This window comes from Legionella steelei, from assembly GCF_001468005.1.
Taxonomy (GTDB): domain Bacteria; phylum Pseudomonadota; class Gammaproteobacteria; order Legionellales; family Legionellaceae; genus Legionella; species Legionella steelei.
The window spans coordinates 2,355,238-2,367,253 of record NZ_LNYY01000019.1; the positions used below are offsets into that span (position 1 = coordinate 2,355,238).

A 12,016-nucleotide genomic window follows, 5' to 3' on the forward strand; every position below is an offset into this window, starting at 1 on the left:
TTACATTTATTGCATTTTACTGGTAAAAGCAATAAATGAATTTTCAGCTAACTTCGCAATATATATAAAGATTGACCTAAGAAGTTACCCCTTTATAATCATTATAGGCTAAACTAGGAAAATTGTTATATAACTCAATAAACTTAATCGCTTTTTGCAAAGGATGTAATGATCATGCCTGACACGACCGTTTATTTAAAAAACTACCAGCCCCCCTTTTTTGCAGTTGAAACTATAAATTTGAATTTTGATCTGTATGATGATCATGCTTTAGTCAGTAGTGAACTTCAATTAATTCGTCAACATGAAGGCCCTTTACATTTATACGGTGAGGAGCTGGAATTGGTTAGTGTGCATCTGAATGGTCAAAAATTGGAACCATCTTCCTATGTTTTGCAAGCTGACGCGCTCATTATTGAAAATTGCCCAGACGCGTTTACCTTAAAGATAGTAACGCGCATCTACCCACAAAATAACACCCAATTATCTGGACTTTATCGTTCGAATCATCTGTTTTGTACGCAGTGCGAGGCGGAAGGCTTTCGACGCATCACTTATTTTTTTGACCGTCCGGATGTACTTACTACGTATACAACGCGTATCTCAGCAGATAAAAAACAATATCCAATTTTACTATCCAATGGCAATTTGCTCGAGTCGGGTACAACTACCGATGGGCGTCATTGGGTCGTTTGGCAGGATCCATTTAAAAAACCATCCTATTTATTTGCTTTAGTTGCAGGCGATTTAGCGTGTGTGCGCGATAAATTTGTGACCAGTTCTGGACGCACAATTGATTTGCGTATTTATGTCGAGCCAGGAAATGAAGATAAGTGTGCTCATGCAATGGAATCGTTGAAAAAATCCATGCGCTGGGATGAGGAAGTTTATGGTCGTGAATACGACCTGGATATTTTTATGATTGTCGCAGTCAGCGACTTTAATATGGGTGCTATGGAGAACAAAGGACTAAATATTTTTAACTCCAAGTACATTCTTGCTCGCCCCGATACCGCAACTGACCAAGATTTCGCCGATGTTGAAGGGGTTGTTGCGCATGAATATTTCCACAATTGGACCGGTAATCGGGTTACTTGCCGCGATTGGTTTCAGTTAAGTTTGAAAGAAGGTTTAACCGTTTTTCGTGATCAGGAATTTTCTCGAGATATGAATTCCCGAGATGTAAACCGAATTATGGATGTTAGGGCATTACGAAGCACACAATTTCCTGAAGATGCTGGCGCAATGGCCCATCCGGTTCGGCCAGAGTCATATCAAGAAATAAATAATTTTTATACTGCAACTATTTATAATAAAGGTGCGGAAGTCATTCGTATGCAGCATACCCTGTTGGGAAGAGACGGTTTTCGACGGGGCATGGATTTATATTTTAAACGTCACGATGGTCAGGCAGTCACTATTGATGATTTTGTTGCGGCGATGGAAGATGCCAATCATGTTGAGCTCACTCAGTTTAAACGGTGGTACAGCCAAGCAGGAACTCCAGAAGTACGCGTTACCAGTGAATACGCACAGGGACAGCTTACCATCAAGATGCAACAATCCTGCCCGCCAACTCCCGAGTGTCATGATAAAAAACCATTCCATATTCCAATCCGAGTTGCGCTATTTGATGCTCATGGTCATCAGATATCAGTCGAGAAAGATATTTTAGAGTTAAAAGAAAAAGAGCAAAGTTTTACTTTTACTGACTTGAGTGAAAAACCTGTCATTTCATTATTACGTGAATTTTCTGCACCAATTAAATTAAAACATGATTTGAGCCAGGAAGAGTTACTCTTTTTATTACGATATGAAGTGGATGGTTTTGCCAAATGGGATGCAGCGCAAAATCTGATCCTAAATTGTATTAAAGAATGTTTACAGCAACCTTCCAATAAATGGCAAATTCCCGCAGCTTTAATTTCTGCTTTTCAGCATGTATTGCTTGATGATTCACTGGATGCTGATTTACGAGCAGAACTACTCACTCCTCCTGGGTTTGAGGATATTGCGACGCGATTAGATAGTGTGGATGTGAGTGCGGTAGAGCAAGTTCGTGATTTCTTCCATCAGCAATTGGGATGGTATTTGTATGAAACGGCCCAATCACTCTATCAACAATTATGGCAAATTGAAGATCACCGCATGAATGGACCTGCTTATGGCCGTAGAAAACTACGCAATGTTTGCTTATGGCTCATGATGAAAGCCAAAGAGGCTGCTACATTAGATATGTGTCAGCAGCAATTCATGGCGGCACAAACTATGACTGATCAAATTGCCAGTTTTTCTTTATTGGTCAATTGCACCAATCAGGGATTGCGGGAGCAGGCGATTGAAGATTTTTATAAGCAATGGTCTAAAGATGAACTGGTTTTAGACAAATGGTTTGCCATTCAAGCCATGAGTGAGTTACCTGAGACGTTAACACATGTAAAAATGTTATTAAAACATACCGCGTTTAGTATTAAGAATCCTAATAAAGTTCGTGCATTGATCGGGGCATTTTGTATGGGAAATCCGCGCATTTTTCATGCTTTAGATGGTAGCGGTTATCGCTTTTTAGCAGAAATGTTAGTGACGCTAGACAAAATTAACCCCCAGATTGCCGCACGTTTAGCCAATCCATTTACGCGCTGGAAACGTTATGACCAATCCAGACAAACTCTAATGCGAGAGCAATTGGCACAGCTGGCAAAACTGGAGTTATCGCGTGATTTAGCGGAAGTGGTTTCTAAAAGCTTGCTGGTTAGCTAGCAAAAAATAACTTCGTAGCCTGGGTGTAGCGTAGCGAAACCCGGGATCTTTTTGCACTCAAGATGACGGAGATTACGCTTCGCTTTGCTAGAGTGCCACTTTAGTGTTTTCAGCAGGCAAAGCATTTAACGTGTTACAAAAATCTGTGGGGTTCAATGTATGATACAGTCCTAAACCCACTTCACATAAAAGAACAACCAGAATAAGCATTCCCAATAGGACGGAGATAATTTGTATGTTTTTTCTCTTTTTTTCATGGATCTTATTTAAAATAGTTTCATTGCTGTGTAACAATCGTTCACTTATTATTTTGATTACCGACTCAATAATCGCATCATGATAGGGATGATTTTCTAATGCATGTAATTTGCTTATGGACGTTTGTAAAACAACTGCTTCTTCCATTGCGATTACAGTGAGGGTGCAGGTGCGATTTCGAATCACTCTTATTTCATCAATGGTTTCTCCTGTGCTCAGTGTTTCTATGAACTCAGGGGGCGCGTTTTTATTTTCTTTCTTATAAAGTCCAACGGTCCCAGAAACAATAATAAAAAAATCATCATTTATTTCCCCTTCTTTAAGCAAAATATCACCTTTCCTAAATAGCTCTCTTGAGGAGATGGCGAGGAACTCCTCATAGTTTTCAGCAGATAAATGGCTTAATAAAGGGCTGTTTTTTAAAATATTTTTTTCATTTTCGGAAAAGTCGCTCATTGAATTTTCCTTAATTCAGGTCAGAGTAACTTATTATGCCTCTTGTTTTTTTGCATCACAGAACGATACAGATAAAAGAGACTCAGTTCCTTTAATTATTTGTAGCAATATGATTTTTTTCAAGGAAAGTTAGCTTTTTATCTTATGGCTCTAGAGTAAACACTGCTAATTCCTTGACAATTTGTCCGTGTGTGTCGGCTATCCCTACTCCTATTGCATCAACATGTTCTTCAATTTGTGTTTGATGGGATTGGCTAAATTGGTGAATTAACTTGTGCAGTTGCTGATATAAAAAAGTACTCTGTTGTGTATTTAAAGACTCTGCAGAAAAAATAGAGAAATGTGGATTAAAGTAGTCTAGCACACTTGGGCTACCGTATTGACGAAAAAGAGCTTGTCGTTCAGGATCCTGAGCAGCCCAGGCGGGAATACTTGCGTGTGGGTTACGAAAGTGTGCTAAGACATTTAATGTTTTATTGCTTAATTCGTGTATTGTTTTATCATGGCGTACCGTCAACATGACATAACCACTGCGGCTAGGAATAAATTCTGCGGTGGAAAAAAGAATAGGCTTCTGTTGCTTGGCTAATTCCTTTGTTGTTCTAAGAATGGCAGGAATTTTTTGGGGGCTATAGTCTGCCAGATATAAGGTAATGTGCAGCGGATGCTGCTGCAAATAAGGTGTAATCTGATACGCAGCAAATAATCCTTGCTGTGCTAGATATTGATTCAATTCTTTGATCAATGCTTTGATATGATTTTCTGGTTTTAATTTAAGATAAACATTAATTGATAGGCTTTTCGCTGTAACGGTATTGGCAATAAAGCAACAAATTAACCCAAATAGGAGAGTAAGGTGTCCCAACGTTTTGCAGTTATTGGTAATCCTATTGCGCATAGTTTATCTCCGGTAATCCATCAAGCTTTTGCCAAACAAGTGAACATACAACTGACTTATGAAAAAATTAAGGCAGATGATCCATCCTTTGAACTGCTAGTATCTGATTTTTTTGCTCAAGATGGCAAGGGTCTCAATATCACTTTGCCGTTCAAACAACGAGCTTTTGCAATGGCACAGCAGAGCAGTTTTCGCTGTCAACAAGCTGGAGCGGCCAATACTTTATGGATGCAAGCCAACCAATTGCATGCAGACAACACCGATGGTATTGGTTTGATTCGCGATTTGAGTCGTTATCTCTCAGTAAACGGCAAGCGGGTATTGATATTAGGCGCAGGGGGGGCTGCACGTGGAATAGTTTCTCCCTTATTGGAAAACCATCCTGCGGAACTGATTATAGCCAGTCGTACCTCAGCTAAAGCAGAGGAGTTTCAACGTGCGTTTCCACAAACACAATGTTTGAGTTTTGATGAAATTGAGGGGCAATTTGATTTAGTGATTAATGCTACTTCGGCGAGTTTGGTGGGTGAGTTCGTTGCCTTACCCGACGAATGCATGTCAGCAAAGCCATTTTGTTATGATTTGTCTTACAAACAGCACGGCGCGACCGCTTTTGTGCAATATGCTAGAGAATCAGATTGTGATGCAGTAGATGGTTTAGGAATGTTGGTTGAACAAGCAGCCGAGGCTTTTTTTATTTGGAATGGAATTATGCCTGAAACTGAAGAGGTGCTGACGTTGTTGCGTACCTAAGTAGCCATAGATATACAAAATCATTGTAGTCTGGGTGAAGGTGAAGCCGTAACCGGGGTTCTGCGTCGCTAATGCATCAAGCGCTGCAAATCTGCTGCCAATGTTTTTGAGCTAATAGGATAATGAAAATAGGCTTGGATCTTTGCTTCTGGATTAATGAGCACAATTTCTGTTCCGTGACTCATAGGTGTGGTTGAGACTGTAACGTGCAGCTGTTTTTGCAAGGTATTTATTGCCGACATGTCACCTCTGAGTGCTATAAAATGTGGGTTAAACTGATGCATAAATTGATTGAGCCTCTGCAAAGAATCATGCTCAGGATCAACCGAAATAAAAATCACTTGTGGCCTTTTGGTTGTGGTCAGATGTTCATATGTTTGATTTAGCGTTTGCATCGTAAGCGGGCAAATCATGGCACAGGAGGTAAAACCAAAAAATAATAAAGACCAATGACCTTTTAATTTTGTTTCTGTGAATAAATTCCCATGATTATCAATAAACTCAAAATGCGTGACGGTCTGGGGTTGATTGAGATAAACACCACTTTCTAGTTTGACTGCACTATGATGAAAAGCAAAATACACAATAAGACTGATGGCGATAATTAAATAGAAAAGGATTATTTTGGTAATTTTGGTCGATTTTTCAGTCACTTTATTCAATCTATTTAATATAAAATCCTGCTACACTTATACAAAATATAAAGAGTATCAAGGGAAATGTATACTGACTTTTTTCAAGTGAATGCCTTGCCACCTAATCAGCTCCTAGGTATCTATGATCCAAAATTGGTTGTTCTCTCTTTTTTCGTGGCTATGATGGCCTCCTATGTTGCGCTTGATTTAACTGGCCGCTTAAGAGATCGCAGTAACACAAAAAAAGAGGTCAGGCTATGGTTGTTGGGTGGGGCCATTGCGATGGGCTCGGGGATTTGGTCTATGCATTTTATTGGTATGCTCTCATTCACAATTCCTGGCCTTGTTTTAAAATATGATTTGTTATGGACTATCCTGTCACTCTTTGTTGCCATTTTGGCCTCTTGTTTTGCCCTATTTTTATTAAAAAAATCAATAATTAACATTGTCCATCTCCTTGCCGGTGGTTTCATTTTAGGGGTTAGCGATTGCGTCTATGCACTATACTGGTATGGCAGCTATGCTTATTTCCTTAAATATTGCGTACTTGCCCAGCTTATTCTTGTTGTCGCTCCTTGTTGCTATTCTCGCTTCGCTAGCTGCGATTTGGTTTGCTCTCAAAAGCAATACAGTCATTTTAAAATTAAGAAATCGGATTAAAGCGCTATCGGCAATCACGATGGGGTTTGCGATTTGTGGGATGCATTATACTGGAATGGCCGCTTCAGTATTTACCCCTCTATGCCAGCCCATCAGTATCGACAGCTATCAAGGGCTTAATCAAACCGTCTTGGCAATTATCATTGCTGCAGTCACTATGGTGATTCTAGGCATTGCTTTTTTGGCCTCTTCTTATAAAGAAGCTAGAAATCAACACCAATTTGAACAAGCACGTGAATTAGGCATGGCGGAGATTTCAGCTTCAGTTTTGCATAATGTGGGTAATGTGCTCAATTCGGTTAATATTTCCGTTGAAACCATGATCGCTAGCCAAAACTCATCTCCTTTAAAAGATATAAAAAAATTAGCGGAGCTATTTAACACCCATAAAGAGGATCTACCACAGTTTCTTACCCAAGATCCGCGCGGTGTTCATGTTGTCGCATATATTAATGAATTGGCTCAGTGCTGGAGTAAAGAACATGAACTGGAGGTAGGCGAGTTAAAAGAAATATCTAAAAATGTAGGGCTAATTAAAAACATCATATCTACTCAACAAAATGTGATTAAAGTAGATAGTTTTGAACAGATTATTTCTATTAACGATCTTATTGACGAGACGCTTCTCTTATCAAGTATTCATCTACAATCCGAAATTAAGGTGAAAAAGGAATATGGTGATCTAAACTCCGTTAAGGTTGATAAAATTAAATTGTTTCAAGTGCTTGGCAATCTCATTTCCAATGCAAAGGATGCGTTACTTGAGTCATCAAACCCAAATAAAACGCTAATAATTAAAACCAGTTTGGTAAATAAAGACAAAATTGAAATCAAGTTTTCTGAAAATGGCATTGGTATCGCCAAAGCCAATCTAAATAAAATTTTTATTTTTGGTTTTACAACAAAAAAATCGGGCCATGGATTTGGGCTTCATGCCTCTGCTCTTGCTATTAATGAATTGGGCGGCGAAATTTTTGCGCAAAGCGAAGGTCATGAAAAGGGTGCTACCTTCACCGTTTATTTACCTAATCGCAAAGCAAGCGTGCTGAAAAGATGAGAGGAGCATAGTAAATGGATAAACAAAACGATTTTAAGATCTTAATTATTGATGATAATCCTGCCATTCATCTTGATTTTCAAAAAATCTTAAAAATGAAAGAATCAACGACAGGGATTAACAAACTCAATCAGCTGGTTTTTGGAGAGGATTTGGCAAACGATGCGGAAAAATCAAAATCAGCTGCAATCGATCTTCCTGCCTTTCAAATAGACTGTGTTTCTCAAGGAGAAGAAGGAATTCAATATATTCAACGGGCCATAGCGCAGGGAGCTCCTTATGCCTTAGCTTTTGTTGATATTCGCATGCCGCCTGGATTAGATGGTATTGAAACCATTAAACGCATTTGGGCTTTAGACAAAGAAACACAGATTGTGATTTGCACCGCTTATTCTGACTATACCTGGGAGGAAACAGTAGCGGAATTGGGACTCAGTGATAATTTATTAATTCTCAAAAAACCTTTCGATAGTATTTCAGTACGCCAAGTGGCCTGTTCTTTAACTAAAAAATGGCGCTTGATGCAAGAATCAAAAAATCGCGAGAAAATTTTGGAGAAAACGGTTGAAGAACGCACGGACTCTTTACAGAAAACGCTCACGGTACTTGAATACCAGTCAACCCATGATAGCTTAACTGATTTACCCAATCGCACTTTGCTGGTGGATAGGATTAAGCGTGAAATTGCTAGCTCTAAAAGAAATCATTCCATGTTTGCAGTGATTTTTATCGATCTTGATCGGTTCAAACTCATCAATGACAGCTTTAACCATGAGTCAGGTGATATCTTACTGAAACGAATCGCTGAGCGTCTTTCTGAAGTCACTAGAGAAGAAGACGTCATTGCCCGTTTAAGTGGTGATGAATTTATTTTCATTTCAGCAGAAGTATATAAAATTGAACAGGTAGCTCATATTGCCCAAAAAATTTTAGAGACGATCAATAAAAGTCTACATATTGCTCAGCAAGACATTATCATTTCTGCAAGCCTTGGCATCAGCATTTATCCTCAGGATGGTTCAACTGTTGAAGAACTGTTACATAATGCTGATCTGGCGATGTATCGGGCAAAGGCTTTAGGTGGGAATCAATTTCAATTATATACTGCTGAATTACAAGAGAAATGCATTGGCCGATTGGAAAAAGAATCCGATCTTCGTCGTGGGTTCATTGAAAATGAGTTTTTTTTAGAATATCAGCCACAATACGACAGCCAGAGTCAGACGTTAATTGGCGTAGAGGCTTTGATTCGTTGGCGACATCCTCAAAAGGGCCTTGTATTACCTATGGAGTTTATACCTCTTGCAGAGGAAACAGGTCTTATTGTACCGATAGGCGAATGGGTGATTAGGACTGCGTGTGCTCAAAATAAGGCTTGGCAAGATAAAGGAATTTCCCCCTTTCCTATTTCAGTAAATATTGCAACGAAGCAATTCATACAACCTAATTTTGTAAGCATGATTAAAAATATATTAAAAACCAGTAAATTAAACCCCAAATATCTGAAAGTGGAAGTCACAGAAAATGTCATTATCAATGCAGGAAATGTTATTGATTCAATTAATGACTTGAAAAAACTTGGTGTAAGCATTGTCCTGGATGATTTTGGTATGGGTAATTCTGGGTTCAATTATTTGAATAAACTGCCAATTGATCAATTAAAAATTGACCAATCATTTATCAAAAATATTAATTTTAACCGTTCAGATGGAGTGATTTTGCAAGCAATTATTGATATGGCGAGCAATTTGCATTTGGATTTAGTCGTTGAGGGTGTTGAGACTTCCAGTCAATTGGAATATTTAGAATCGCATAATTGTCATAAATTCCAAGGTTTTTATTTTAATAAACCAATGTCGGCTGAACAGTTAGAAAATTACTTAAAACGTGATTAAGGATAGCCCTCTTTCGAAAATGTCTGCTATTTTTTGTTGTTCCGTAGCGCATAGCAAAAGAGGGTGTTAAGAAAAATTATTCAAAAAAGGCGATCACTTCTTTAGCATTATTAATGGTGTCTTGAAAACCTAGCTCTAGCAATTCTCTTGTATAGTCTCGTTCAAACAGCACAAAACTTAACAAATCTCCAGAATGTTTCTTTTCTCCAAGGAAATTGAGAAGGTACCTAAGCAATGATGGCAAGGCTTTAAAATGTATTTGCGCTAAAGGAGCGAGATCTTTGCTGGGACGTAAATGCAAGGTAGTAATAGGACGCCATGGAGAGCGGCGCTTTTTCCACATCGACAAAAGCATTGCAATTTCGTTCATCCGATTAACCATTTCAATATCGCGCTCAAGGTTGTCCAAGAAAAGTGCGTTTAACATATTTCCAAAAATATGTGAAAAAGGAATGTCATCATGGTTACGCAAATTTTCTTGCTCAACAAATGCAGGCAACGCCCGAGTCCCCAAAATCAGAATTTTATCCACTTCGAAGCGCACGGAACCTCGAAGGGGGGCGGCTAGGCCCACACTACCATCCCCATAATGAAAGCCATCGAGCAAAACTGTTGGAAAAAACAGAGGTAAGGCACTGGACGCTAAAATATGCTCTGCCTGGAAACTAACACGCTTGCTGCCATGTCGTGGATAATTCCAGTCAGTGAACTCAGGATTGTTGTGCTCATAAAAAGAAACCGTTTGACGGGTCTCATAGCAGTTACTAATGATTTCTAAAGTATGGAGGTATCCGTCGTTTATATTTTGCGCGATCTTGCCGAAGTCAAGTCCATCTGCAATCATTTCTCGCAGCGGTGTGGTATCGAGTAGATGAGCTGCCTGTCGTTGTTTAATCATCATTGTACTCATATTACGTACAACAGATTTACTTAACGCTAAATTACTGGCTCTATAGACTTGGTGGCAATGAATTTCACTCCAAATTGTTTCCAGTTTATCAAGAGCCGTTGGGAAGTCATCGGCGTTTTCTGCAAGTACTGCCGCATTGATGCTCCCTACGCTTACCCCACTGACCATTTCGAAAGGTAACGTTTTAACTTGCAAAATATGGCCAATTGCTTTCAGGACACCCGCTTGATAGGCGCCTCGAGCGCCACCACCTGCCAAATAAAGGGCTTTTTTAGACATAATGTTTTTTTTTATCGCATTTATTTAGTATCTATGTGAAATATAGTTGAATTTACATCGGATTAGCAAGTTCTCGTTTATATTGTAAAAAAAATTAGCACAAATTCAGAGAAATAGTATATTATATCTTTTTGCCAAAATGAGCTATTAGTGGTCATAGTGACAGAATTTGAGATTGCTAATCAAAAGCACGAAGCAACTGTAATTCTTGAGAAAATACAGCATCCAATCGATTATGATGCTGAACTTTCGATTTCTACGTTCGATCTCGACAAGGTTTCAAAAAAAGTAATATTAGTATCACAAGTCATCAAAACTACGGGTGATTCAAGCAAGGCCGTGATGCAGATTGGTTCTTCAGTTAGAACCTTTCAGAATATTCCTCCTACTGAGTCCCTAACGTTGGGCTTAGGTATTGGCTCAATTTTTATTGCTACAGTAGATTTCTTACTTATTCCGTTTGTGTATCTTACTTGTCATCTCTTAGGTACAAAAGCTCCTGTGACTCCGGAAAATAATGCGAAGTGGTTCTTTTCTGGGATAGCGTTGGCTCTGAGCATCACGTCTATCGCGGTACCTGCCGTAGCCATCGCAATTGCCTTTACAGCAACTTCAATCTCTTTGGCCCTGAGTTTATTTTTATTAGGCAAAACAATCTCTGAATACTATCAATTGAGTAAAGCACAAAGAGCGATTAAGAAAGCGATTTCTCATGCTGAAGCTGAAATGGAGGTGCTGCAGAAAAAAGTGCCTGGATTGAAAACCGCTTTAGGTAATTGTGCTACAACATCAGAGCTTATTTCGCTATGTGAGCAGATTGCCTTGCTTAATGAAGATTTTGAGGCACAAAAAAAATATCTACTTGAGCTTAAGTTAAAGGAATTGGATTTAAATAAGAAATTTAAGGATGCTAATTTTTCGCAAATAATAAACAAAGGAGTTGGTTTTAGTTTATCTGCAATAGCGCTGATTGGTTTGATTGTATCGCTCTATTTCCCGCTGGCAGGCTTAGGAATATTAACAGCAATATCCGTTCTTTCGTTGGCATTTCTTGTTGTTCGAGTGGCAATACCTTTGATTAAAGTGCTAGTGGGGTGGGTTCGCAGCAAATTTGGAGCTGGCGACAGTGCCACAGGAGATCATACTGAGACCTATGAGCATACTCAAGAACCTTCAACTGATTCCATGCTTGAGTATTTTTTTGGCAGCAAAGAAAATGCACGCGACATGTTAAAAATAGTGCCGCCTAAAGATATCGACCACTCATTAAGAAGTACTGGTCCTGTGTTTCAAGCCCCTAAGGATACTCTTGCTCCTCAACAGGCAAGTGAGCAGCAATCTCGGTATGAGTTTAGTGGTTAAACCATCGATTTTATGAGTCAGAACCTGTTTTTTCAACAAAAATCAACTTTATTGATGTATTTGGATCCATTTGCTCTTTTTAGTCTAAAGTGC

The 12,016-nt window shown here is 39.0% G+C and carries 9 protein-coding genes and 2 pseudogenes; 7 read left to right on the plus strand and 4 right to left on the minus strand.

All coding sequences use genetic code 11. The features are described from left to right. Positions 1-174: 174 nt before the first annotated feature. Positions 175-2,760, plus strand: a complete 2,586-nt coding sequence (pepN, locus tag Lste_RS14380; protein ID WP_058511604.1) for an aminopeptidase N — start codon at positions 175-177, stop codon at positions 2,758-2,760. Positions 2,761-2,847: 87 nt separating this feature from the next. Here pepN and Lste_RS14385 read toward each other — a convergent pair whose 3' ends face one another. Together Lste_RS14385 and Lste_RS14390 are read right to left on the minus strand one after the other, a co-directional pair. Beyond that, positions 2,848-3,474: a cyclic nucleotide-binding domain-containing protein gene (locus Lste_RS14385; protein ID WP_058511605.1), complete on the minus strand. Its 627-nt coding sequence runs from the start codon at positions 3,472-3,474 to the stop codon at positions 2,848-2,850. Positions 3,475-3,616: 142 nt separating this feature from the next. Continuing rightward, on the minus strand, positions 3,617-4,372 hold the full coding sequence (locus Lste_RS14390; RefSeq protein WP_157070755.1) for a 2'-5' RNA ligase family protein: 756 nt from the start codon (positions 4,370-4,372) through the stop codon (positions 3,617-3,619). On the opposite strand from Lste_RS14390, the gene aroE reads away from it, so the two are divergent. Further along, positions 4,331-5,125, plus strand: a complete 795-nt coding sequence (aroE, locus tag Lste_RS14395; protein ID WP_058511606.1) for a shikimate dehydrogenase — start codon at positions 4,331-4,333, stop codon at positions 5,123-5,125. The genes Lste_RS14390 and aroE overlap by 42 nt on opposite strands. A gap of 68 nt (positions 5,126-5,193) precedes the next feature. Here aroE and Lste_RS14400 read toward each other — a convergent pair whose 3' ends face one another. Beyond that, the gene (locus Lste_RS14400) at positions 5,194-5,778 is read right to left on the minus strand and encodes an SCO family protein (RefSeq protein ID WP_058511607.1); all 585 of its coding nucleotides are present in this window, start codon (positions 5,776-5,778) and stop codon (positions 5,194-5,196) included. A gap of 66 nt (positions 5,779-5,844) precedes the next feature. On the opposite strand from Lste_RS14400, the pseudogene Lste_RS19845 reads away from it, so the two are divergent. The 4 genes and pseudogenes from Lste_RS19845 to Lste_RS14415 form a co-directional block, all read left to right on the plus strand. Then, positions 5,845-6,180 (plus strand): annotated as a pseudogene (locus Lste_RS19845) (MHYT domain-containing protein); the annotation flags it as partial. 100 nt (positions 6,181-6,280) lie between these two features. Further along, positions 6,281-6,337: pseudogene (locus Lste_RS19850) on the plus strand (hypothetical protein); the annotation flags it as partial. Between the two features lie 102 nt (positions 6,338-6,439). Further along, positions 6,440-7,477 (plus strand): sensor histidine kinase, encoded by a 1,038-nt coding sequence (locus Lste_RS14410; protein WP_058511609.1) that lies wholly within the window; start codon positions 6,440-6,442, stop codon positions 7,475-7,477. Positions 7,478-7,491: 14 nt separating this feature from the next. Beyond that, complete coding sequence (locus Lste_RS14415; RefSeq protein ID WP_068310949.1) at positions 7,492-9,372, plus strand: two-component system response regulator; 1,881 nt, start codon at positions 7,492-7,494, stop codon at positions 9,370-9,372. Between the two features lie 76 nt (positions 9,373-9,448). Here Lste_RS14415 and Lste_RS14420 read toward each other — a convergent pair whose 3' ends face one another. Next, positions 9,449-10,561, minus strand: a complete 1,113-nt coding sequence (locus tag Lste_RS14420; protein ID WP_058511610.1) for a patatin-like phospholipase family protein — start codon at positions 10,559-10,561, stop codon at positions 9,449-9,451. A 150-nt stretch (positions 10,562-10,711) separates the two neighbouring features. Between Lste_RS14420 and Lste_RS14425 the strand changes: the two genes are divergently transcribed. After that, complete coding sequence (locus Lste_RS14425) at positions 10,712-11,923, plus strand: hypothetical protein (protein ID WP_068310952.1); 1,212 nt, start codon at positions 10,712-10,714, stop codon at positions 11,921-11,923. The last annotated feature ends 93 nt before the right edge of the window (positions 11,924-12,016 follow it).

What these genes read in the sequence shown, in the direction of transcription:
- pepN (WP_058511604.1), top strand. Translation starts at nt 175, where the DNA reads ATGCCTGACACGACCGTTTATTTAAAAAACTACCAGCCCCCCTTTTTT.
- Lste_RS14385 (WP_058511605.1), bottom strand. Translation starts at nt 3,474, where the DNA reads ATGAGCGACTTTTCCGAAAATGAAAAAAATATTTTAAAAAACAGCCCT.
- Lste_RS14390 (WP_157070755.1), bottom strand. Translation starts at nt 4,372, where the DNA reads ATGCGCAATAGGATTACCAATAACTGCAAAACGTTGGGACACCTTACT.
- Lste_RS14410 (WP_058511609.1), top strand. Translation starts at nt 6,440, where the DNA reads ATGGGGTTTGCGATTTGTGGGATGCATTATACTGGAATGGCCGCTTCA.
- Lste_RS14415 (WP_068310949.1), top strand. Translation starts at nt 7,492, where the DNA reads ATGGATAAACAAAACGATTTTAAGATCTTAATTATTGATGATAATCCT.
- Lste_RS14420 (WP_058511610.1), bottom strand. Translation starts at nt 10,561, where the DNA reads ATGTCTAAAAAAGCCCTTTATTTGGCAGGTGGTGGCGCTCGAGGCGCC.